The following is a 23,393-nucleotide window of genomic DNA, read 5'->3' on the forward strand; positions in this document are numbered from 1 at the left end:
TTGAATGAAAACCGTTTTGTTATTTTTATTTATTATGAGTGCAGATATGCACAGTTTGCGCTTTCATCTCGGTAATTGAATTGCCGAGGATTCCCGCTTATTATCCTAAAAGTTCTATGCCCTATGATTTTCTGCCATTACCCAGGCAAATGCTTTCGCAGTTCTTATGTCCGGTTCTCTAAAATGATTTCCCTGATTCCACTCCAGAGTACAGTTTATCCCGCATTTCGTGAGCCAATCATATCCTTTTTGGATACAATTCCCAACCTGCGACATCACAGGATTTCTTGTTTTTTCTTCTCTGTCTCCAAGACTCAGGTAAACTGTCTTACTTTTTATCTCGTGTTCTTTCATATAATCAATAAATCCTGGAAACCAGACAGATGGTGAGGCGGCAGCAACTCCGGAGAAGATATCTGTCTGGTATACCGTCCATAATGAAAATAAACCAGCAAGGGAGTATCCTCCGATGTAGTATGTCTTACTTTTGTCTGTGCATAATGTCAGAATCTGCTCCAGTGTCCTGGCAGCACCATTGCCAAAATCTTCATTTCCAAACACCGCCGGTGCTTTCCACGGAGACAGCTCATAGTTCCAGTCATCAACTTTCGCAGCAATAAATCTGAAGTCTATGGAAGTCCGTTTTTTGATTTCCTCAACCTCATTTTCAAGTCCAGATAATTCATGGTCACCAGTCAACTGAATCAAAACAGTATCCGCATCTGGATTTCCATACTCATATATAGTCACCATTGATTTTCTCTCCATAGCAACAATATTCTGTATCGATAATATCTAACCCGCAAACAACCTTAAAATTTTCTAATTTCACCGAATCCATTCTTTTAATGCCGCTGAAACTTTTTTATCGATATCTTTTCTTGCAGCTTCGCACTCATCCGGATATTCTTTTGCAGCTCTGAAAACGAATTTCAGGACAAATTTAACTCCTATAGGCAATGCAATACGCAGCATAGATTCCGGTAATACAAAATGGGTGCCGTGCTCATAAATCAAAGTTTCGTATTCGCAGGTATGAGGGCGTTCTTTTAATCGCTGATCCATACGGCGGATATATTTTCCTGCTTCCCAGAAGGAATCATCATCTGCACCTACAAGGATTAATTTTCCTTTTATATTCTCTACCTTTATCATTTCTTCTTCCGTGTGTTTTCGCGCCTTTTCTGAATCAATGAACAAACAGGTGGAGCGCTCGATATCGCCTGAACCTTTGGTTTCTTCCTCTACTTTTTTCCAGTATTCCGGGTGTTCATATACGAATGGCATATAGGCAAGCGGCTCTCCCTTCCATGAAAGAGTCGAAGCATTTGGAACTGGCCATTCTTTACAGCCGTCTTTTTTCCCCTGTTCGAAGCCCTGCCATACAAAATCACTACCAGTGAAACTAACCGTCAGCGTAATATCTGGAAAATATGACGCAGCTACCAACGCATCCATACCCGTTGTACTTATTCCCATAATCCCGATCTTACAATTTCCATGATTCTGTAACCATTTGATAGCTGTCTCAATTCGTTCCAGCGGATAATTCACATGACTGTAATTCTTTCTTCCCGGAGATGTACAGAGAACATTTACCCCATTTCTATGAAGCCACTTCGCGCCGCACTTTGCCATGTAATCATTAGGATCATCCCCAAACAATCCGATTACTGCGCAGTCTGCACCTTTGGGATTCTCATAATAGGTGCCATAAAAACCATCTTTTTCGTTTTCAAAAAACTGTTTTTTCATATATCTTCTACCACCTTGAAACAAATTCCAACGTTTTCACAAGTGAATCCATTCTGGCTTTTCGTCCGTTTTCTTTGTTTTTTCCTCTATCGCCTTTGAAAAACTTTGCGCTCGGCAAGACTTCCCGCTGTCAGTGCCAGTTCTGCTCCTTTTGAGATGCCCCACAGTCCAACTTTTTCATATCCCATATCATGCAGTCGTTTTGCAGCCGCCTCCAATGAATCGATAGGGACTTTGGAAAATTGTTTTGGCAATCCTTCTTCCATGACATAAGCCAAAGCCAGAGTTGTAAGTCCCTGAGACTGAAAAACATCGGCAAGCATTCGTGCCAGTTCAAATTTCTTTGACTACTCTCTTTCCAATTCCTTTTCCCTGACAGTCCGGAGATACTGCAAGTGCGTGAGGAATTAATACCTCATCCGCTTCACACTTTATATTCCATGGTACATCCACATATCCCATATTGTAATCACTGTTGAGAACTACGCAGGCACATCATGTATTATTCTCTTTCAAAACAAAAAGTTCTCCCTTTTCCAGACTTTTCATCAGGAAATCATCAGAAGGATAAATTCCTTTTTTCCTTTTTCACAAATGGTCGGAACAAATCAGGTCCCATTATTCTGGCATTTGCCTTATCTGCAGACAGCTCCAATATTTTTATTTCTTTCTTGGTCAAAACCACATTTGTCGCTTCCGCCAGTTCTTTTACCTGCTTCGGCTTACGGCATCCACACACTGGCACAATTCCCTTGTTGACGCAAAAAGCAATTGCAACCTGTGGAACTGTAATCCTGTTCCCATTCCGCATTATCGGAACACTACATATATCCGCTATGATCTCTATGTTAGTATGGATACTGCTGATTTAACATTAACAATATCCATATCCAAAAAGGCGATACAAAATGTAAGCACACTGCCCAGATACCAACCATATCTCGAACTAGGTCGTGCCACCACAAAGCAACGCGCCCTACCACACCTAGCGAATACGTCAAGTTAATACCCTACCCCATACCACAATCCAAGCGCTAATAAAAAGAGCCCAAGGGGTGTCCAGAGGGGACGCGGCTTAAGCCTCCCCTTTGGAATCCTCTTTCCATAATTTTCCCTCTTTGTAATGTTTTCTGCAAAGTGCCACATAACTTTCATTTGAGCCAAGCATAATCTGTGCGCCTTCCCGGACGATTTTTCCGTTGGAATATCTGGTATTGCACTGCGCCCGCTTTCCGCACCAGCAGACAGTTGGAACTTCTTCTATAACATCTGCTATCTCCATAAGCCGCCTGGAACCAGGAAATAAATGATTCAGAAAGTCTGTACGAAGTCCATAACAAAGAACCGGAATATTGTAGAAATCCACAATATCAGATAAGGTGTCTACTTCTTCTGATGAAAGAAACTGCGCTTCATCCACCAGAATCGCATCTACCTTTTTTCCATGATACGTATATTCCGAAGTCTCATCATCCCAGGATTCAGCGATTTCTTTTAAGAACTCATCTACATATTCAGCCGGAGCTGACAACCCAATCCGGGACTGAATTTCATGTTCCCCATCCCGGTTGTCAGTCCTCGGTTTTAACAATACCGCATACTGACCACGCTCTTCATAATTATATCGAACCATCAAAATATTAGCAGATTTCGAACTGCCCATTGCTCCGTATCTGAAATATAATTTTGCCATTTTTTCTAACCATTCCTACTTATCAAAATTTTTCTTTGTATTTTCAGACTCTCTCTGCAGTCTCATCTAATAATGTTTCATTTTTTACAGCTTCGCACAAATAAGATCATAAACAGCCCGCATAAGTTCTTTTCCTGCGCGGCATTCTGCGACAAATGAGATGACTGCATTTTTTTCCGGGAGGATCATTGATATCTGGCAGTATTTTCCATCTGCACGAAAAGAATTGTACTCGCCCCGCCAGAAAAGATAGCCATAATGTTTTACATCCGCTGCTTTCGTACTTTCCTCTATCCATTTTTCAGACAGTATCTGACTGCCATTCCATTTTCCTTTATTAAGATAGAAAAGTCCAAACTTATGTAATTCCGAAAGTGTAAGAAATAATCCACCTGCACCAAAACTGTTTCCTAACGGGTCTGTTTCCCAGGTAGGACGTTTAATCTCAAGATGAGAAAAAAGTCTTGGTGTAAGATATGAGACAAGGTCACATCCGGAACGTCTCTGCACGAGAATGCCCGCAAGATATGGACCAACATTGTTATACACAAAATGTGTCCCCGGTTTATATTTAAATGGAATCGATAAGGACATTTTTACCCAGTCGTCTTCTTTGTACAAAGGACGCTGCTCTCCCATAAGACTTCCCTGTTCCTGCCCCAGACACATAGTCAGAAGATCACGAACCGTTGCCGCTTTCAAGTTATCATCAATGGAATCCGGTAAATCTTCTGAAAAAGCATCTGTAAGTTTTTCGTCAAGACTGATCAGCCCCTCCTGAACCGCAAACCCTACTGCGCAGGAAGTAAAACTCTTCGTCGCAGAATAAATATTTCTTCTGCACTCCGGCTCACTGTGCCATTCTGCTATAAGTTCTCCATCCTGAGTAACCTTAATCCCAAGAACATTAAGGTTCTTTGCAACTTCTATAAATTCTGAAATGTCCATATCTATGTACCTCCATTCGCTATTCTTTTTAACCTGTTTTCATTTATTTTATCACAAAATCTACATGATTGAGCCTTTTGTTACCCCAAATCCTTTAGATACTTATTTAGACAACCGCCTATACTCCAACGGTAAAACCCCATAGGTCTCTGCAAACACCTTTGCAAATTTCCCCTGATTCTCATACCCGACAGAATTTGCGATCTCAATTACTTTCAGGTTCGTAGATTCCAGAAGTTCTGCTGCTTTTTCCATCCGTTTCTTTCTGAAATATGCAAGATAACTGTCGCCCAGAATCCCTTTCACATACAGTTTGAAACTGCTCTCACTGATTCCAAACCTGTCTGCCATTTCTTTTGCTGTGATTCTTTTGGAAAGGTCCTGCATGATCATAGCTTCTGCGTCTCTGACAATCGCAATCTGTGATCTGGTAAAACAGTTCATATTTTCACTCTCCCCAGGCATCTTCATCAGTTCATGCAGAAGCCGTACTGTAAAATATCGTAGCATACCAAACTCAGGTTCTTCTTTCATCTCCCACACTTCTCTCACCAGTTCCAGAAGAGAATCGTTCATCCGGTGCAGGTAAAGACCGTCTTTTCCGCAAAATACTTCTGCAATCTGTTCTGTATTTACTCCCAGTTCGAATAGGAAATCCTTCCCCGCCTCTTTCACATAATTCCTGTCAATATAAATCTGAATCCCCTCATACAATCTGCCCGGATAGTAGAAATCTTTTGTCGGCAGAAATGTGCTGACACAAATCAAAAATAAAATATCTCCTCAAGGTTTATGGTAAAATAGAGTTGTCGAGAAACTATCAACCAATCCACCTAAAGGAGATATACCTACATGATAACATATAAGCAACTCACTTTGGCAGAAATTTTTGAAATGTGTGATCAGGATCGTATCAATACTTTTCGGGTCCAGACCCAGCCATTTCATCTTTTCTCCCAAACGTTCATAATTATATCCGGCATCAATCATGATCGTCTTTCCGTTTTTTGTGTAAAAGAAAATATTTGCCACATATTCTCTGACGCAGCTTACGTGTTCGTCAATTCTGCCTGTATTCAGTGGTTTGAATATTTCCTTTCCACGGAACTTCATTGCCATAAACTTTTCCTGTATTTTATTCCCCAATCTGCTCATACTGCTATCCCTCCTGAAAATTATTCCTAACAAATATCTCCGTACCCTAATCATTTATCGTTAGTTTTCTCTAACCAAATTATAGCATTATGTCTATAGAAATCCAATTTATTTACTCACAAAATATTATAAAATTCACTGTACTAAATTACAAAAAATGGAATATCTCCTGTATTTATCAGGAAATATCCCATTCATAAAATATCTTTTTAGAGTGCAGTTCATTTCTTTGGAACAAATAAATAACTCATATCTGTATGTTCCAGTTTAAGCAGTGCAATTTTTTTATCAATTCCTCCGGCATATCCTGTCAGACTGCCATTTGTGCCGACTACACGGTGACAGGGAATGATAATGGAAATCTCGTTATGTCCCACTGCACCGCCTACTGCCTGCGCGGACATATGGGGAGTATTCTGTATTTCAGACATTTGTCTGGCAATTTCTCCATATGTGATCGTCTGGCCATAAGGTATCTGTAATAGGATCTGCCATACTGCCTGTCTGAATGTAGAACCAGTTGGATGAAGTGCAGGCGTAAATTTCGGCTCTTCTCCTGAAAAATATACATCCAGCCATTTTTTTGCATCTGTTAAAATTGGAGTTTCCTGTGAAATGTGTTCCTCAGGAAGTGTATTGGCAAAATATTTCTGTCCCTCAAACCACAGACCTGTAAGTCCGATTTCATCAGCAGCCAATAAAATATTGCCTAATTTTGATTTGTATATACAAGTATATATCATATTTTCCCTCGAAATTTATAAAGAAAATTTCATCCTTTGAATACTTACTCACCCCAAATGCAAATGTAAGTAAATCTCTACATAATTATCTGTTTCCTATTTTTTCCAACAATGCATCCTGCAATACTTGTGAGAAGTTTAATCCCATAGCAATTGCCGATTCGTTTAACCATTCTGGAATTGTAAGCGTTTTCTTTACAGATTTATTGTTATGCAATTTTCGATATTCCATCGTATCACATGCAACAAAATTAATAAATTCATTTTTCTCTAATTCTATATTAGCGGCTATTGATGGTTGTGGTATTTCCTTCCCAGTTCTTTCATAATCATATAAGGTAAATGCTAATACATCTTCTGCCATTATCAATGCATCTTTCATATCATCGCCACATGTATAGCAACTTTCTAAATCTGGAAAATTGACTGAAAATTGACCATTCTCTTCCGGTGTAAAAACTGCAGGATATGCGTATCTAGCCATAATATTCCTCCTCTTATTTTCTCATCTCTTTTTGTGTTCTGATGTTTATCATATGTATTATCTATATAATATATTTTATGACACGTGAATTTATTTAATCCCCGCATCATTCAATATTCTATTTACTGTACCTGTGGGAATTTCCTTGCTTCCATGTCTTGGAATCATAATACTTTTCCCAGTTTTTCCGCAAAACCATTTGTCATGTTCTTTTCCATGCTCTACAAATTTACATTTATTCTTTTTCAGCAGCTTTATTAATTCCGAAACCTTCATTAATCTCCTCCTTTTCGCCTTTATATTAGCACGTGTTTGCACGTGCGTCAAGTTCTATTTAACACATATTTGCACGTATTATACAACTACATCTTTATGATGTTACAGAACCTCATTCTTTATATCTATCCAAACTGAAAATCCTACATATTACAGAAAAAAAGAGCAAAAAAGCACCTCCAAAGTAACAGATTTTTATATTAACCTGTCTGCTTCAGAGGTATCTTGTCGCATTACAATTTTAATAAAGGACTTATCCTATTTTCTATTTTGCGCAGGTCACTTCTCCATCGTCTTTACTATAGTCAAATTTTCCATCATTTTTTTCTTCTATGGCTTTTATAATGTGGTAAGTATATTCATTATATGGTGTCAGGATTCCCAGTTCTTTTCCCATGCGGATCAGCACACCTGAGAACATATCAATCTCTGTATGACGTCCTGCATCCAGATCCTGCAGCGTAGAATATCTAGCTGATGGCGGAACCGCGCTTCCGTGACTGGAGGATGCGTCCGCTTTGCTTATATCAATTCCTTTTGCTGCTGCAATAGCCTCCAGTTCTTGTCTAAGTCCGTTGCTGATATGTTTCATATGAACACTGTCCTGATAACATCCTACTCCTGCGCCAAGAACTGCCTGCGGCAGATTATTGCAGACATTCAGCCGGAATTTACTCCACATTTCTTCTCTGATATGTTCCGTAGAGCGGTAATGCAGTCCTGTATCTTTGAAAAGCTCCTCTATTGCCTGTACACGTTCACTCTGATATGGAGCAGAAAGTTCTCCAAAGATAATTCCGATCGTAGTTTCCGGATTAAAGCAGTATCCGTTTCCCTCTTTATGAGAAGCTACTTTTATCAGTGAATGCAGAACGTGTACACTTCCGATTTCAGCAGAAATCAGTTCTTCGCTGTCTACGCCGTTCATAAGGCTCATAACTGTAGTGTTCTCTCCTGTAATCGTGCGGATACTGTCCATTGCGCCTGGAAGCGCTCCATATTTCAAAGCAACGATCAGCAGGTCTGTTCCTCTAGCTTCCTGTGGTGTCCATACTTCAGGATGGTAGGTCACACCATTAATCACGCAGCCTTTTTTCATTCGTTCTGCACGTTCACCCTCTGCAATAACTCCCAGTCTGATATCTTCCCGTCTGGAAAGTCCCCATATCACATAAGAACCAACTGCTCCTGCACCAAGAACTGCAACTGTTTTTATCTTCATCTTTTTAATTCTCCTCTTTTGAATTTCTATTTTCCATACTGCCGAAACAGGCATCAACCTGCACAGTGATTTCTGTATCAAGCCATCCTTTTCCTGCCATATCCTCCAGAATCTCACAGGCTTTTTTATAGGACATTCCTTTCTTATAAGGGCGGCTTTCTGTCAGTGCCTGGTAAATATCTACGCATGCCATAATACGTTCCTGTGTATTCAATTCCTCTGCTTTTTTCCCAAATGGATAGCCAGTTCCATCCAGCCGCTCATGATGAAAAGCTGCCCAGTCCCGCATTTCATCAAAGTCATCAATTTCGTTGAGAATATAATAAGTATATGCCGCATGATGTTTCATTACCGCAAATTCATCTTCTGTCAGACGACCAGGTTTCTCAATGATTTCATTGCCTATGGCAACTTTTCCAATATCATGGAGAGCTCCTGCCAGATACATTTTCTGTGAAGTTTCTTCGTCAAAGCCCATAAAACGGAACAGTTTCTCTGCATCTTCAGCAACTCCTATTGAATGGGTGCTTGTAAATGGAGATTTATAATCTACGATCCAGGCAAAAAATTTCGCCAGTAATTTAATCTGTTCGAAACTAAGATTCTGTTTTATACGCGGCACTTTGCTCCACAGACAATTCTCAAGATCATCTCCTCCAAGAAGCAAAAAATTCTCCTCGGAAAAGACCTGAAGAAACGCTTCTATACACACTTCATCCACAACAGAACCGTTCACAGCCTGAAGAAAATCCTTTACTTTCTTCCAGGTATCAGAAGTAAGTGTACCTGTGCAGCAGGTCAGATCAAGCAGATCACATAAATGAATAATCCGGGCAAACAGCGGTATTTCTGTCCACTTCTTCCCAAAAGGTCCGCTTCCGTCTGCGTTTTCATGATGGTACAGAATGACATTCCTTACATCTGTCTGAAACGGAAGATCCTGTATATTGCGTTCGCCCAAAGAGCAATGTAACCCAAGTTGCAGTGGTTCTTCCAACTTTGAAATATCCGTAGTATCACTATGTAATTCTTCCTGAATATATTGTGTCAATGCATTATCATGCAATAAGGCACAGGCCGTCAGATCCTGCAGACTTTCTCCCTGAATTCCCATCTGTTCTGCTACGCAGACACTCATATATGCTACTCGTTTGGCATGCTTATCTGTCACATGAACCAGCTCTGCTTCTACACAGTCCAAGGCATAAGAGCAGGCACCCAGCAGTCCTAAAACATCTAATTTCATAATATTCTCCCCTCAACATTTTCGCTAGAAAAAATTATAACATTTTGCTCTCTGAAAGCCAATTCTATTTTCTAATTCTGCTTTAGTATTATTCCTTTTTGACTTTTTCGAAAATATATGATAATGTTAGTTAGAAGAATCTAACTATTTAGTTTAACCCAATATCTGCAAAGCAATTATTGAGTTAGGAGCAAATATCAACGCGGATAATCATATCCGTTAGATTTTTAAGGAGAAGATTGTATGACACCAGAAAAATATAAACAGCTCTCTATCAAAGAATTCACTCAAGCAGCCAAAGTCTATGACAGCGGACATGCCGGTATTTATGAAATGTGTAAGGATGACTATCCGCCAATCCTGTCAGAACTGGAAAAGGAATCTTTTCATGATGTTCTGGACTGTGGATGTGGAACTGGTCCAATGATCCAACTGCTTCATGAAAAGTATCCCGAGAAACACTATGTTGGTCTTGACCTCACTCCTGAGATGATCAATGTTGCTCAGGCAAAGAAACTTTCCAACACGGAATTTCTTGTTGGAGACAGTGAGAATCTGCCTTTTGCAGAGGAATCTTTTGATGCAGTCATCTGCTCAAACAGCTTCCACCACTATCCTAATCCGCAGGACTTTTTCAATAGTGCATATCGTGTTCTGCGAAAGAGCGGGCGTCTGATTCTGCGTGACTATACCTCTTCGGATTTTGTAATCTGGTTGATGAACCATTTGGAAATGCCGCTGGCTAATCTATTCGGACATGGTGATGTGAAGATACATAAAGCTACAGAATTCGTTGCAATGGCAGAAAAGGCCGGTTTTACAGTGCTGACTATGGAAAAACAGAAAGGATTCCGGGCACATCTTGTTGCACGAAAATAATAGCTATATGACAAAAGTCTCCCGCTTATTGCTACTCACAATTAAACAGGAGACTTTTTTGATTTAATTAAATTTATCATATACTTTTACATATATTCTCATCGACGACACATAATTGCAATTCTTTCATTCCAAATAAATAGGATACGTGTATCTATAGCAAGCCTCGTAAATAATGCATTTAAGACAGTTCAGCAGAATGCGAAAGACAAGGAAGATATCTGCAGGCGTGCTGACGCACGGCAAAGATATCTGACGCAGGATTTCACGCTCTGATGAGCTGGATTAAGATGCATTATTTTAGAGGATTGCTATAAATCCGCATAAAACCAGACATCATACACCCGCCTGCCGCACCCGCTTCCATTACCTGCGGCAGGCGTTCCAGGTTAATTCCCCCAATTGCATACACCGGCACTGGACAGACCTTGCAGATTTCTGTAACAAATCCCAGGCCTTTTCCTTTCAGTCCTTTTTTACATTCTGTTTCAAAAATTGTCCCGAGAATAATCTGTGTAGCTCCGTTTTCTACAGCAGCGTTCATATCTTCCATACTATGACAGGAAACACTGACCTCCTGGAAATCTTTTCTAAGCTGACTACGCTCTTTTTCACTCATAGCCATAAGTACCGGAATAGATATGTGAATCTGTCTGCATCCTAATCTGTTCGCCACTGAAATTCTAGAATGTAGAAAGCAGCGTACGCCACTTTCCCTGCACATTCCCAGAATTTTTCCTGCCAGTATTTCATACTCTTCATCCGGAAGATCTTTCTCTCTCAAAATTACTGCATGCGGATGCAGATGGATTACGTTTTGCATCTGCTCAAGAAAATCTCCCTGTACCAATTTACGATTCGTGATCGCAATGGTATGTTCATATTCTTTACACATAAATATAATCATTCAGAACCGGCTGCAAACCGCCCTGCTCCATATCATCATACATTTTACTAAAAGAACGGTCATCGTTGATCTCAAACTGCTCATCTCCAACATCCGCATCTTCTTTGCCTTCATATTTTTCTTCATGGTCGCCAATTCCAGTGGACACACCTGCCGAAACCTTGGTTGCACAAATCTTTGTGATTCCATTTCGGAACTCAGCACTCTCACGACTGGACACGGTAATTCCCGCAAATGGCAGGAATATACGGTATGCACATAATACCTGACAGAGTTCTTTTTCTCCCACATCACGCGGATTGATCTTGTCATTATTCACGATCGGTCGTAAGCGCGGACAGCTCAAAGATAACTCTGCATGTGGATATTTACGGTTAATATAGTACACATGAAGTGCAGTAGCCAGCGCATCTTTTCGGAAATCGTCAAGGCCAAGAAGTGCTGAAAATCCGGCGCCTCTCATACCTCCCATTAATGCACGTTCCTGTGAATCAAAACGGTATGGCCAGACACGTTTATGCCCCATAAGATGAAGAGTTTCATATTTGTCAGTATGATAAGTCTCCTGAAAAACTGTTACATAATCCACACCGCATTCATGGAGATATTGGTACTCATCCACATTTACCGGATAAATCTCGATACCGATATTTTTGAAATATTTTTTGGCAATTTTTACTGCTTCTCCGATGTATTTCACATCAGAATATGCTCGGCTTTCACCAGTCAATATCAGGATTTCTTCCATTCCTGTTCTGGCAATGACCTGCATTTCATGTTCAATTTCTTCAAATGTCAGCTTCTTCCGTCGGATGTTATTATAGCAGTTGAATCCGCAGTAGATGCAGTAATTCTGACAGTAATTTGCAATGTATAACGGCGTAAAAATATAAACGGTATTTCCAAAATGATTTCTGGTAATCTCTTCTGCTTTTCTTGCCATCTGCTCAAGATACGGTGCTGCTGCCGGAGATAAAAGTGCTTTAAAATCCTCGATGGAGCAGGATTCATGAGAAAGTGCACGTTCTACATCATTCGCTGTATATGCATCGTAATCGTACTCATCCATTGCCCGAAGTACTTTATCTTTGATATCTGATTCAATGACCTGCATCCCCTCCATATACTCCATATGGTTGGTACGAAAAGACGGGTCCTGTTCCAGACGGTGCTTTCTCTCCAGTGCTGCCGGTGGGAGTTTATCACTGTCTACAAAATATACCTGATTTTCCTCATTCATGATTTCAGCTTCCCCCTTAACGTAAAAATCCAGTCAGCGGGTCAGATGCACTTCCACCTCTGGCAAGTACTCTTCCCATTCCAGTAAGGTAAGCTTTTCGACCTGCTTCGATGGCCAGTTTAAATGCTGCTGCCATTTCCGGTACATCTCCAGCTGTGGCGATTGCTGTATTTGCCATGATTGCTGCTGCTCCCATTTCCATAGCTTCGCATGCCTGTGATGGTTTTCCGATTCCTGCGTCTACAATGATCGGCAGGTCAATCTCATCGATCAGTACCTGAATCATGGCTTTTGTTGCCAGTCCTTTATTGCTTCCGATCGGTGCAGCCAATGGCATAACCGCTGCTGCTCCGGCATTCTGAAGATCTCTTGCCACATTCAGATCCGGATTCATATATGGCAACACAACGAAGCCTTCCTTTGCCAGAATTTCTGTTGCTTTGACTGTCTCATAATTATCCGGAAAAAGATATTTTGCATCACGCATAATTTCTATTTTTACAAAATCTCCGCATCCCATGGCTCTGCTCAGCCTTGCGATTCTGACAGCTTCTTCGGCATTTCTCGCACCGGATGTATTTGGAAGAAGTGTGACTCCTTTCGGGATGAAATCCAGGATATTATCCTTTTCCTGAGTATTTGCACGTCGAAGTGCAAGGGTGATGATCTCTGCACCCCCCTGTTCAACTGCTGCCTTGATCAGATTCAGATTATATTTTCCTGACCCCAGAATAAATCGACTCTTAAATTCTTTTCCGCCTAATACAAATTTATCTTCCATTGTGTTCTCCTCTTTTTTAGTCATATTCCATAAGCATGACAACCATAAGTTGGAAACCATTCTTCCAAAACCTAAGTCCGCTGCTCTGATATTTTATAATTTTTCCTGTTTTTCTTTCGAAAATCTTGCAATACATAAACCAGATTTTCTTGTCAAGCGGATAAACCATCCGTTTCGCTACTTGCTCATAACCGAATAACTGCTTAGTTCAATTAAAATAATTTCAACCTCCTCCGACAAATCGCAGGACTTCGATCACATCTTCATCCTGAATTGTCACGCTTCCAAACTGCTCTTTCTGAATGATCTCTAAATTACGTTCTACCACCAGATGATCTGGATTAAATCCGTTTTCTATCAGATACTCCAGCAGATTTTTTCCGGCAATTTCTTTTGCCTCGCCGTTAATCTTTACCATGGATATACTCCTTTCTAACACCCTGAAAGTATACAAAAAGGCGCCGAACAACATACTTTTCCTGTTGTCCGGCGCCTGAAATGCTCTGTGAAAAGTGGTGCCCCCAGTTCACATAAAAAACAGAGAGCACGATACACAAGTCTATTCATTCACGACATGTATTTCCTATTTCCCTACGTTGGCATTATCCAAATCAGGTTCCAGGTCAAGACTAATCAAGTCTACTCTCAGCCCATCTATTTGAGCTCCCTATTTGCGAAGTATTATACAAAATTTTTAAATAATTTTCAAGCTTTTTTCAATATTTTTCTTTATTCCTTATTTTGGTTATCATATAAATCAATCCCCTTTTGTAAATCAATAAACTATATACTCAGTTGACCGAAGTCCTTGTTTTGTTTGTTGTTGCTTTGCTATGAAAACAAACTTTTAATTTCTGTCCTGTATGGCAACGTAGTTGTATATGCATTCGAATATCATATCTATATTTTTCTCAAAAACTTCTTCGATAAATGTATCTCTGTTCTGTGCCATGCTGTAAATAGTTTTGAAAAAAATCCTGATAAGTTCTGCATCAGGAGTGCTGCCCATAAATTTAGTGAAGTAACTGGTAAATGCTGCCTGCATCTGCTGACTGATCTGAGGCCGGAATTTCTCATATCGGCTGCCTGCTGATTTTTCCATCAGAATGATTGCTTCTGTGCGATGCTCAGACAGATATTCCATCATCTGCCGTTCGTTGTCATCTGCAGTATTCGGATCATCTTCTTCTCTTCGTGCAAATGTACTGCACATTTTTTCATAGTCTGTGATCACCGGGGCTAAAATTGCTGAGAGCAATGCTCCTTTGTTTTCAAATGAAAAGTAAAATGCACCGGTCGTGACCCCTGCGTTTTTACAGATATCCCGGAGATTGGCTTTGGCGTAGCCTTTTTTCAGGAATTCTTCTTTGCCGGATTTTATTAATTTTTGTTCAGTTTGTTTTCTGCGCTCATCTTCCATAACAGTTGTTATGTTAGCACATGCTAACCTTGTTGTCAATTATGCCTTCTGACATATAGAAATTTTTATTCTAATAGTGTTACTTACTATATAATCGATTCTAACTTTATCACATCGGCGTTCTTACTTCTATAAGATTTCCATCAGGATCATAGAATCGAATTGCTTTTTGTCCCCACTCATGGGTGAGAAGTTTGTTTACATATCTGGTTTCCGGATAGAATTTTTCCAGTTTTTCGGCAAATGCTTCTATGTTATGTTCCTCGAAGTATAGTTCGCAGGAATTATTTTCAGGGATCACGTCTTTTCCCAGGAATTTTTTCCAGATTGTTTCGTCCTGTAAGACCAGGCCCTCGGTGAGGATCATGTTGCCGTCATTATTAACAACTACGTCAAGATCGAACAGGTCATGATAAAATTTGCAGGATTTCTCAATGTCTTTTACGACGATCAGAACATTTTTTAATCTCATTCTTCGGTCGCTCCTCTCAGTTTTCTCATGATGACTTCCATTCCTCCTGTTGGGGCGCAGAATTTCGGATCGTGGTTTTTACAGCTTGCATATGTTTCTTCAAGGTCAAACCACTCTACTGTTTCCAGTTCTTCTTTCTGCAGGATGAGTTTTGTTTCGTCTACAGGCTGGCTGTAAATGTATACGAAAGCGATCTCATTATCGCGGAACATTTTCCCGTGAAATTCTTTTTCGTATGCTATGCGGAAGTTTCCGGCAAATTCCAGTTCCTGGGGCTGCGCCTGAATTCCCAGTTCTTCGTGCAGTTCGCGAAGTGCTGACTCCAGCGGCTCATCACCGGCCTGAATGTGGCCTGCTGATGAGGTGTCAAACATTCCCGGGAATGATTCTTTATTCATGGCGCGTTTCTGCATAAGTACCTGATATCTGTTATTTATTTTTCGCACGATCCAGATATGGGCAGTTCTGTGACGGATTCCTTTCGAATGGGCGATGGAACGCTCGATTGTTTCGCCAGTTGGGATTCCTTGTTCGTCTACGATGTCTATGTATTCCATGGTTATTCTCCTGATTTCCTTTTAATTTTATCTGGCAAATCTCTCTCCCCAATTTCTTTATTTACTTTTTTACTCTTTTCCAATCTTTCCTTTTCTTCCACAAATCAGGTTGCTGCATCTCTGCAAAGATCCAAAGCTTCTCCAAGCACGGCATGATCATACATCATAATCAAAATCTCCTATCGATTTTCATATACAATCTTTGAAAATAAGCCTGCCGTTGCTTTTCCGGCAGGCTCATTAAATCAAGTCCTTAGCATTCTATGTACATTCTTGCCTCGTAAGGTTTTAAGATGTTGGATTCTCTTTCTGCATAGTTGCTGATCAGAAGTTTCTTGTCTTTCATTTCTTTCAGCATGTCGCAGGTTTCTGTTTCGCCGTAGAAGTTGCAGAATACATAGAGTTTTGCATCTTCTGTGGTTCGTTTGTAGGCGAAGAGGTGTTCATTTTCTTCTAGGAGCATTTCGAAGTCTCCGTCTACGAATACCGGGTATTCTTTTCGGAATGCGATCAGGTTCTTGTAATAGGTGAAAATGGAATTCTCATCACTGGTCTGGGATTTGGCGTTGATGGTTTTGTAGTTTGGATTTACTTTGATCCATGGAGTGCCTGTTGTGAAGCCTGCATTTTCTGTGTCATCCCACTGCATTGGGGTTCTGGCATTGTCGCGGCCTTTTACATAGATGGATTCCATGATGTCTTCTTTTGCATATCCTTTTTCCAGACGTTCTTTGTATAAGTTCAGGGTTTCGATATCTTTGTAGTCTTCGATGTCAAATTTTACATTTGTCATTCCGAGTTCTTCGCCCTGGTAAACGTATGGGGTTCCCTGTAAACCGTGGAGAAGTGTTGCAAGCATTTTGGCAGACTCTACACGGTATTCTTTGTCATTGCCCCAGCGGGAGACGATTCTTGGGAGATCGTGGTTGTTCCAGAAGAGGCTGTTCCATCCGCATTTGTAGAGTTCTTTCTGCCATTTTTTGATGATCTGTTTGAACTTCATGAATGGGAATGGTGCAAGGTCCCATTTTTCTTTTCCCTCCTGCTGGTCGAGGAGAATGTGTTCGAACTGGAATACCATGGAGAATTCACTGCCGTCCGGATTGCTGTAGAGTTTGGCAAGTTCGGTAGTTGCTCCCCATGTTTCGCCTACTGTGATCAGGTCACCTTTCTGGAATGTGGCTTTGCTCATTTCACGGATATAGTCGTGGAGCATCGGGCCGTTGGCTGTGATTTTCTGATCCGGTTCTTTTGCGATCTGGTCGATTACGTCCAGACGGAATCCACCTACGCCTTTTTCCATCCATCCGTAGATCATGTCAAATAGTTCCTGTCTGACTTTCGGGTTATCCCAGTTCAGGTCTGGCTGTTTCACTGAGAACTGGTGGAAGTAATATTGTCCAAGTTCAGGAACCCATTCCCATGCAGAGCCTCCGAAAGATGCTTTCATATCATTCGGCAGAACTCCCTCTACGCCGTCTCGCCATACATAGTAGTCGTGGTATGGATTGTCTTTGCTCTTCTTTGCTTCTATGAACCATTTGTGTTCATCGGAAGAATGATTCAGGACAAGGTCCATGATCATGTAGATGCCTCGTTTCTTTCCCTCTTCGATAAGACGCTGCATGTCATCGAGGCATCCAAACATTGGATCAATGTCTGTGTAGTCTGAAATATCGTAGCCGTTGTCATCCTGCGGGGATTTGAAGACCGGTGATAACCAGACTGCGCCGATTCCCAGGTCTTTCAGATAGTCCAGGCGGCTGATGATACCGTTGATATCTCCGATTCCGTCACCGTTGCTGTCCTGGAAGCTCTTTGGGTAAATCTGGTATACTACGATCTTCTTCCACCATTTGTCTGCTGTGTTATTCTGTCCCATAAGTTAATGACCTCCGTTCGTATAATTGATGTCTTTATTATACAAAGATTTGAAGCTGTGGTACAGAATAAAATATACAGAATCATATAAAATTTTTCTACAATCAAAGCAAATGCCTTACTTAGTTTAAGTTAAACGTATATTCGCATTCATTCGAGTTTATCCTAAGCACTCGCAATTTACAATCTTTTCTTTTTACAAGTTATGATCATAAAGCTTGGATTGGTTCCTCATATTTAACAGGAATATGGATTTCTGTGACAAATTTGTCGGGATCATCGGTGATTCCATTGTCAATCATTGTAATCTCGCGGGATGCGCCGGTAATCTGCATCTTGCGTTCACTGATATAGCCTGTCAGTTTTCTGTAATACGCATCTGCTTCGTTGTGGCTGCCGCGAAAGCAGATTGAGACGCAGAGTTCTTCGGGATGTTGTTCTATTTCGCCGTAATAGGTGTCTTCTTCATCCAGGATAAGAAATACCAGGTCGTATTGGTCGAAGTGATCGGACTGGAGGTTTTCTTTTGAAATGCCGACGCCGACTTTTCCCAGAAATACGAGAGACTGGGGCTGGTTTTCTTCAAGGCGGCGGATAGCATATTCCATATCCAGATAGGATTTCGGACGCAGGGAATCTTTGAGCCATACGATCCGATATGGCGGGATTTTTTTCAGATGGATCACGTTTAGTTCTGCGTTTCGGGCATCGCGGAGGTGCTGGAGACGGTGGTCGATTTTTCGTTCGATGGTTTCGAGTTCCTGTAATTTGGCAGCTACCATTTCTTTTTGTCTGAGAAGTTTTTCTTCTATGATATCAATGTCACGGTTTTTCAGAAATTCGCCTATCTCGTTTAGTGGCATATCCAGAACCCGGAGATAACGGATTGTGTTCAGGACCTCAAATTGGCGGATGCTATAGTAGCGGTAGCCGGTTTCACTGTCTGTGTATTCCGGTTTCAGGAGACCGGCTTTTTCGTAGTGGCGCAGGCTTCCTACGCTGATGTGGAACATCTTTGCTACATCACTGATCTGAAATAGTTTATTGTCTTCCATATTATATCCGTGTCTCCTTTGCAAATTATATTAGGCAGCTGTTAAAAGTGTTGATTATTTCAGGATTTTGTCATCTGGCAAATATTTTCTGATCACTGAGCATAATTGTTCTGTGTCGATTGGTTTGACGATGTAATCGTCCATTCCGGCGGCCAGAAGTTCTTCCCGAACTCCGGTGATTGCATCTGCTGTGATGGCTATGATCGGGGTATGGCAGTTGATACAGGATTCTGTTTCACGGATTTTCCTTGTTGCTTCTTTTCCGTTCATTACCGGCATATGGCTGTCCATGAAAATCAAATCATAAGGGACTGTTGAGGCCATCTGTACTGCTTTTTCGCCGTTTTCTGCTTCATCTATAGTGAATACAAATGGTTCAAGAATTGCTTTGAGTACTTCGCGGTTGATCTCGTTGTCATCGGTTATTAGGATTCTGACATTCTTTGTTGCAAAAAAACCGTCATTTTTTGTTGATGTAAAATGTGGCGATCTGGTTGCGTTGGCAGCAGATTTCTCTGTATTGAGCTGTTCTGCTCTTAAGATCATTTCTTTTACTGCAGGGTCAGGAGTGTTATCAATCACATCCTGTTTGGACGGGAAAGTTTTTCTGTATGCGGCTACTGCCTGCATATAGTCGGCGGTTACACTATCCTCGTGAGTATGCTCTGTTACATTTCCATTCTCGTCGACATGAGTGTGGGTATGAGAATCTGCCGGTACTAATACTTTCGGGATTCCGTTTTATCAAAACCGATAATTGCCCGATGATGATGCTCCATAATTGTTGTTTCCTGATGTCCCTCTGAGTTATGGTGTTCGTGTCTGATATCGTCTGCCATTTGCGCTTCTCCTTTTTGTTTATTCCTATCAATATAGTATGAAATGAATTATAGCGGTTCTGAGAAAATATGTCAATATGTGACGAATTTATTAAAAATCTTTTTTGTGACATTAAAATATGTCAAGCGAATATTCGCAATTGAAACAACGGACTTATCTAATTCGGTTAAAATATTTGAGCTATCACCAATAATTTTATTATACTCAGATATTATCGAAATTTGAAATTCATTGTGCAAATAAATCCCTGTTTTTTATTGATTTCATCTATAAGTAATTCTTGTGTTCATCAATAATTAAAAATAAAGGCTTTTTTATCTTGATAACTTTTTCTCATTTCTTGTATTTTTCACTTTAATGTGCTATCATTTTAAATCAGCAGACTTATAAAAATTCCAAGCCATTTACAGGTGAATAAGTCAGGCGGATATTTATAATCTGCCTTGCTGTTTAAGCAGACTATGAATGAGGAGATTGTTTTATGACCAGAGAGGAATTACTTGAAAAGACACTGCGTTCTTATGCAGCTTATTATGATGTGAACCGTGACTGCCCGGAAGAGCCGTTCGTGGCAGAGGCTGTTTTTCACTCTCATAATGATGCCTATTTTCTGGTAAAGAGTGCCCGGATTGGGGAGGCAGAATCTAATGAATATGTATTTTTCGCTTCTGTAGATAATCTGGACCGTGCACTTCTGGAACAGTTAGACGCTGTTGCCTGGGAAAGAGGTATTTCCCACGTGCATCCGCACTCTAATCACCGGAATACCGATATTTCGCTGATCATTCTCGCTTCTTCCGTAGCTGAAGCTGCCGCAAAGGCCGTGCCGAAACTGAAGCATTATAAAAGTTACCGCATGAGTCTCCACGGTTTCAGTCATTACCGCCTGCTTGTCGTTGATCTCTCCAATGGAAATCAGCTCTGCAATGCACAGGGACGTTCCATGAAGAAACTCTTTGGCAAAATAATGGGATAAATTTCGTATAGGTCTATTTTATGTTACTATTCACATGCCACTATCCCGCGAGGTGTTTTGGCATAAATATGCCAAAATCCCGAGACATACAGCGCGAATTTATGCGATTAGCATAAATTCTGTGCATCGCGAAGCGTGTTACTGAGAACGGAGTGAACAGTAACTATTTTTCACAGGGAAAAGGAGAAAAATAATATGACAGCTATATTGATTATTGTAGCAGCGATCATTCTGCTCCTGATCGGTTATGTAGGCTACGGCTCATGGCTTGCAAAACAATGGGGCATTGATCCGAAAAAGTCAACACCGGCTGTAGAAATGGAAGATGGTGTTGATTATGTTGCAGCAAAACCGGCAGTCCTTATGGGACATCATTTCTCATCCATCGCAGGTGCCGGCCCGATCAACGGACCGATCCAGGCGGCAGTATTTGGATGGGTTCCGGTATTTCTGTGGTGTATCATCGGAGGTATCTTCTTCGGTGGACTTCAGGACTTCGGTTCTTTATTTGCATCTATCCGTCATAAAGGTAAATCTGTCGGTGAGATCATCCGTGATTCTATGGGACGCAGAGCTCAGAGACTCTTTACTATCTTTGCACTTCTGGTTCTCATTCTGGTAATTGCTTCTTTCGTTAACGTTGTTGCAGGTACTTTTATGAGTGAGAGCGGATTTGGAGTAACTGCTTCTCCATCCGGAAATCAGACAACTGCTATGATTTCTTTATTATTTATTGTACTGGCAGTTATCTACGGATACATAACAAATCGTCTTGGTGCTGGTACACTTCCGGCAACAATTGGCGGTATTATCGGTATCGTTGCCATCGTTATCGTTGGTTTGAACTTTGGTTTTGTTATGACTCGTACAGAGTGGATCGTGTTTATAGGTGTGTATATCGCAGTTGCTTCTCTGGTTCCTGTATGGATTCTGCTACAGCCGCGTGATTACCTTTCCAGTTTCCTGCTTTACGGTATGATGATCCTTGCACTTCTTGGTATTTTTGTATGCGGATTTACAGGACGTGCAACCTTTAATATTCCGGCATTTACAGGATGGAATACTTCTATCGGAACTCTGTTCCCGGCGCTGTTTATCACTGTTGCCTGCGGTGCATGTTCAGGATTCCATAGTCTGATCGCTACAGGTACTTCTTCCAAACAGCTGGATAATGAAAAGAATGCAAAACCGATTGCTTACGGTTCTATGTTAATTGAGTCTGCACTTGGTATTGTTGCTCTGATTGCTGTTGGTATGGTATTTGATAAGTATACAGGAGGAGCTTTCGGTGGTCCTCCGGCAGCATTTGCAGCTGGTATTGCAACGATGTTCTCTGATGAGGGTTCTTCTGCTTACAATACAATTTATGCACTTTTAACTCTGGCTGTATCCGTATTTGCACTGACTTCTCTGGATACAGGAACACGTCTGGGACGTTTTCTGTTCTCAGAACTTTTCCTGAAAGAGGATGAGAAATCATGGAAAGATGCTGACGGAGTTCGTAAGTTCCTGGCTCATCCGTTGGTAGGTACTACTTTCCTTGTTGTTGTCGGATGTATCCTTGGTGGTCTGTCATTAAGCCAGATCTGGGGACTGTTCGGTGCTGCCAATCAGCTTCTGGCAGGTATCGCTCTTATGGCTGTATGTGCATGGCTCGGACAGGCTGGTAAAAACAATAAGATGTTCTATGTGCCGATGGTATTTATGCTTGCTGCAACACTCTGCAGTCTGCTGATCACTGTAAAGAATAAGATCGTGATGATCAGTGCAGGACAGGCTCTGTGGGGCGACTGGTTCCAGCTGATCTTTGCGGCAGCTATGGCTATTCTGGCACTCTTCCTTGTGGCTGAGGGTGTGCAGACATTTAAGAAACAGAAACAGGCGAAAGCGGCTGCATAAGATAATCAGAAAGACCAGTATATTCAGAATTTATTTTTCTTCTGGATGTACTGGTCTTTTTATTTTTTAGTCAAAATGCAGCCACTGTTTTTTATTCATCTCAAAGCAATTGCTTTATTTGAACCGACTAATCAGACTTGATTCAGATAGAATGTTACCTATCATTTCTTTACAATCCATCTTCCACTCCTATTGGAGTCCTGCCTTTCAACTAATCCCTCCTCACGCAAATCCTTTATAATCTTCTGAATCTGCTTTCTCGATAAGTCAAATTCCTCCATAAGTTTTACCTGAGTTATCTCTGGATTTTCTTCCAATCGCCGCAATATATCCAGCTTCCTTTCGGCTCCTTTTTTCGGCTCCTTTTCGGCTCCCTTCTGATTATTCTTTGATTCTTTCTCTTTCAAAAATGCTTCATGCACAAATAATCTTGAAATAAAATAGCTATGATCCTCATCCGTTTCAAACTCTGGTTTTGGAGAACCATTCTCTTCAAAAGCTCTCAGAATTTTGCCAAATCCAGTATTTCTACCCTCTGTCAAATGTAATTCCTTAAGGAAATCCCCAATACGCCGATTTCTATACCTACGATTAGAAACCTTATATCGTTTTAATCCTTCTTGCGTCACTGATCGATCCGGTCCCGGAAAACTTATAATTTCAATCATATCCTTTTCGACTCTTACCTCGATTGGCTCTCTGATATCATAACCTCGATGATAAACAGCATTGGCAAGAGCCTCTTCTAAAGCTGCATAAGGATAATTATATACCCAATCCGCTTCTGCTTTATCTGCACTCTTTACAATTTTCTTCGTTACAATTGAAAAAGTTTTACCCGAAATTTTTTTATGTTATAGCAATAGAAACATTACGAAGTAAGTTCCAATGAAAAAACACTTTCCCGGAGAAAATTTCTCTGAAAAAGTGTTTCGAAAACTTATCTAATTTAATAAACTCAAAT

28 protein-coding genes and 1 riboswitch are annotated in these 23,393 nt (G+C 40.8%); of the genes, 3 read left to right on the top strand and 25 right to left on the bottom strand.

Annotated elements, in window-relative coordinates:
* Nucleotides 1–114 precede the first annotated feature (114 nt).
* The 14 genes from ACTNES_RS07760 to ACTNES_RS07825 form a co-directional block, all read right to left on the bottom strand.
* A complete protein-coding gene (locus ACTNES_RS07760) occupies nt 115–753 on the bottom strand; it encodes a hypothetical protein (protein ID WP_330636120.1) in 639 nt (212 codons plus the stop codon).
* 75 nt (nt 754–828) lie between these two features.
* A complete protein-coding gene (locus ACTNES_RS07765; protein ID WP_320813462.1) occupies nt 829–1,755 on the bottom strand; it encodes an acyl-CoA thioester hydrolase/BAAT C-terminal domain-containing protein in 927 nt (308 codons plus the stop codon).
* Between the two features lie 86 nt (nt 1,756–1,841).
* Nucleotides 1,842–2,078 carry a hypothetical protein gene (locus ACTNES_RS07770; RefSeq protein WP_291808784.1) on the bottom strand — a complete coding sequence of 79 codons (237 nt, stop codon included), beginning with the start codon at nt 2,076–2,078 and terminating at the stop codon, nt 1,842–1,844.
* A gap of 10 nt (nt 2,079–2,088) precedes the next feature.
* Nucleotides 2,089–2,217: a GNAT family N-acetyltransferase gene (locus ACTNES_RS07775; protein WP_291808787.1), complete on the bottom strand. Its 129-nt coding sequence runs from the start codon at nt 2,215–2,217 to the stop codon at nt 2,089–2,091.
* 97 nt (nt 2,218–2,314) lie between these two features.
* A complete protein-coding gene (locus tag ACTNES_RS07780; protein WP_216460530.1) occupies nt 2,315–2,566 on the bottom strand; it encodes an aldo/keto reductase in 252 nt (83 codons plus the stop codon).
* Between the two features lie 264 nt (nt 2,567–2,830).
* Complete coding sequence (locus ACTNES_RS07785; RefSeq protein ID WP_441039068.1) at nt 2,831–3,448, bottom strand: thymidine kinase; 618 nt, start codon at nt 3,446–3,448, stop codon at nt 2,831–2,833.
* An 84-nt stretch (nt 3,449–3,532) separates the two neighbouring features.
* Nucleotides 3,533–4,396, bottom strand: coding sequence for a serine hydrolase domain-containing protein (locus tag ACTNES_RS07790; RefSeq protein WP_216460532.1), 864 nt, complete (start codon nt 4,394–4,396; stop codon nt 3,533–3,535).
* Nucleotides 4,397–4,498: 102 nt separating this feature from the next.
* On the bottom strand, nt 4,499–5,164 hold the full coding sequence (locus ACTNES_RS07795) for a helix-turn-helix domain-containing protein (protein WP_291817857.1): 666 nt from the start codon (nt 5,162–5,164) through the stop codon (nt 4,499–4,501).
* Nucleotides 5,165–5,179: 15 nt separating this feature from the next.
* On the bottom strand, nt 5,180–5,551 hold the full coding sequence (locus ACTNES_RS07800; RefSeq protein ID WP_330636133.1) for an MBL fold metallo-hydrolase: 372 nt from the start codon (nt 5,549–5,551) through the stop codon (nt 5,180–5,182).
* Nucleotides 5,552–5,772: 221 nt separating this feature from the next.
* Nucleotides 5,773–6,294, bottom strand: a complete 522-nt coding sequence (locus ACTNES_RS07805; RefSeq protein ID WP_291808803.1) for a methylated-DNA--[protein]-cysteine S-methyltransferase — start codon at nt 6,292–6,294, stop codon at nt 5,773–5,775.
* Between the two features lie 85 nt (nt 6,295–6,379).
* Nucleotides 6,380–6,778 carry a type II toxin-antitoxin system HicB family antitoxin gene (locus ACTNES_RS07810; protein ID WP_216460536.1) on the bottom strand — a complete coding sequence of 133 codons (399 nt, stop codon included), beginning with the start codon at nt 6,776–6,778 and terminating at the stop codon, nt 6,380–6,382.
* A gap of 90 nt (nt 6,779–6,868) precedes the next feature.
* Nucleotides 6,869–7,054, bottom strand: coding sequence for a type II toxin-antitoxin system HicA family toxin (locus ACTNES_RS07815; RefSeq protein WP_291808806.1), 186 nt, complete (start codon nt 7,052–7,054; stop codon nt 6,869–6,871).
* Between the two features lie 265 nt (nt 7,055–7,319).
* Nucleotides 7,320–8,276 (bottom strand): ketopantoate reductase family protein, encoded by a 957-nt coding sequence (locus ACTNES_RS07820; RefSeq protein WP_291808809.1) that lies wholly within the window; start codon nt 8,274–8,276, stop codon nt 7,320–7,322.
* A 4-nt stretch (nt 8,277–8,280) separates the two neighbouring features.
* Nucleotides 8,281–9,522 carry an HD domain-containing phosphohydrolase gene (locus ACTNES_RS07825; RefSeq protein ID WP_441039069.1) on the bottom strand — a complete coding sequence of 414 codons (1,242 nt, stop codon included), beginning with the start codon at nt 9,520–9,522 and terminating at the stop codon, nt 8,281–8,283.
* A gap of 243 nt (nt 9,523–9,765) precedes the next feature.
* Here ACTNES_RS07825 and ACTNES_RS07830 point away from each other — a divergent pair, with 243 nt between their 5' ends.
* On the top strand, nt 9,766–10,401 hold the full coding sequence (locus ACTNES_RS07830; RefSeq protein WP_300333511.1) for a class I SAM-dependent methyltransferase: 636 nt from the start codon (nt 9,766–9,768) through the stop codon (nt 10,399–10,401).
* A gap of 295 nt (nt 10,402–10,696) precedes the next feature.
* On the opposite strand, the gene ACTNES_RS07835 is transcribed toward ACTNES_RS07830, so the two are convergent.
* From ACTNES_RS07835 to ACTNES_RS07880, 10 genes are all read right to left on the bottom strand, one after another.
* Nucleotides 10,697–11,308: a thiamine phosphate synthase gene (locus tag ACTNES_RS07835; protein ID WP_441039070.1), complete on the bottom strand. Its 612-nt coding sequence runs from the start codon at nt 11,306–11,308 to the stop codon at nt 10,697–10,699.
* Nucleotides 11,289–12,548: a 2-iminoacetate synthase ThiH gene (thiH, locus tag ACTNES_RS07840; RefSeq protein WP_216460540.1), complete on the bottom strand. Its 1,260-nt coding sequence runs from the start codon at nt 12,546–12,548 to the stop codon at nt 11,289–11,291. Before thiH ends, ACTNES_RS07835 begins: the two co-directional genes overlap by 20 nt.
* A 16-nt stretch (nt 12,549–12,564) precedes the next feature.
* Entirely contained in the window at nt 12,565–13,329 is a 765-nt protein-coding gene (locus tag ACTNES_RS07845) for a thiazole synthase (RefSeq protein ID WP_118510996.1), read from the bottom strand.
* A gap of 223 nt (nt 13,330–13,552) precedes the next feature.
* Complete coding sequence (gene thiS / locus ACTNES_RS07850; RefSeq protein WP_216460541.1) at nt 13,553–13,747, bottom strand: sulfur carrier protein ThiS; 195 nt, start codon at nt 13,745–13,747, stop codon at nt 13,553–13,555.
* 153 nt (nt 13,748–13,900) lie between these two features.
* A riboswitch (TPP riboswitch) is annotated at nt 13,901–14,008 on the bottom strand.
* A 168-nt stretch (nt 14,009–14,176) separates the two neighbouring features.
* Nucleotides 14,177–14,788, bottom strand: coding sequence for a TetR/AcrR family transcriptional regulator (locus tag ACTNES_RS07855; RefSeq protein WP_441039071.1), 612 nt, complete (start codon nt 14,786–14,788; stop codon nt 14,177–14,179).
* A gap of 70 nt (nt 14,789–14,858) precedes the next feature.
* Nucleotides 14,859–15,221: a VOC family protein gene (locus tag ACTNES_RS07860; protein WP_291808827.1), complete on the bottom strand. Its 363-nt coding sequence runs from the start codon at nt 15,219–15,221 to the stop codon at nt 14,859–14,861.
* On the bottom strand, nt 15,218–15,778 hold the full coding sequence (locus tag ACTNES_RS07865; RefSeq protein WP_291808830.1) for an NUDIX hydrolase: 561 nt from the start codon (nt 15,776–15,778) through the stop codon (nt 15,218–15,220). The genes ACTNES_RS07860 and ACTNES_RS07865 overlap by 4 nt, the downstream gene beginning before the upstream one ends.
* Nucleotides 15,779–16,031: 253 nt before the next feature.
* Complete coding sequence (locus tag ACTNES_RS07870) at nt 16,032–17,660, bottom strand: glycoside hydrolase family 13 protein (RefSeq protein WP_291808833.1); 1,629 nt, start codon at nt 17,658–17,660, stop codon at nt 16,032–16,034.
* Nucleotides 17,661–17,868: 208 nt separating this feature from the next.
* Nucleotides 17,869–18,714: a MerR family transcriptional regulator gene (locus ACTNES_RS07875; protein ID WP_441039072.1), complete on the bottom strand. Its 846-nt coding sequence runs from the start codon at nt 18,712–18,714 to the stop codon at nt 17,869–17,871.
* Between the two features lie 54 nt (nt 18,715–18,768).
* Nucleotides 18,769–19,344 (bottom strand): response regulator, encoded by a 576-nt coding sequence (locus tag ACTNES_RS07880; protein ID WP_300334939.1) that lies wholly within the window; start codon nt 19,342–19,344, stop codon nt 18,769–18,771.
* Between the two features lie 691 nt (nt 19,345–20,035).
* Here ACTNES_RS07880 and ACTNES_RS07885 point away from each other — a divergent pair.
* Complete coding sequence (locus tag ACTNES_RS07885; RefSeq protein ID WP_300334938.1) at nt 20,036–20,530, top strand: hypothetical protein; 495 nt, start codon at nt 20,036–20,038, stop codon at nt 20,528–20,530.
* A 195-nt stretch (nt 20,531–20,725) separates the two neighbouring features.
* Complete coding sequence (locus tag ACTNES_RS07890) at nt 20,726–22,429, top strand: carbon starvation CstA family protein (protein WP_300334937.1); 1,704 nt, start codon at nt 20,726–20,728, stop codon at nt 22,427–22,429.
* A gap of 161 nt (nt 22,430–22,590) precedes the next feature.
* On the opposite strand, the gene ACTNES_RS07895 is transcribed toward ACTNES_RS07890, so the two are convergent.
* On the bottom strand, nt 22,591–23,274 hold the full coding sequence (locus ACTNES_RS07895; RefSeq protein ID WP_441039074.1) for an ATP-binding protein: 684 nt from the start codon (nt 23,272–23,274) through the stop codon (nt 22,591–22,593).
* Between the last annotated feature and the right edge of the window lie 119 nt (nt 23,275–23,393).

It is taken from the genome of Blautia sp. HCP3S3_D9 (genome assembly GCF_052063845.1).
Classification (GTDB): domain Bacteria; phylum Bacillota; class Clostridia; order Lachnospirales; family Lachnospiraceae; genus Blautia_A.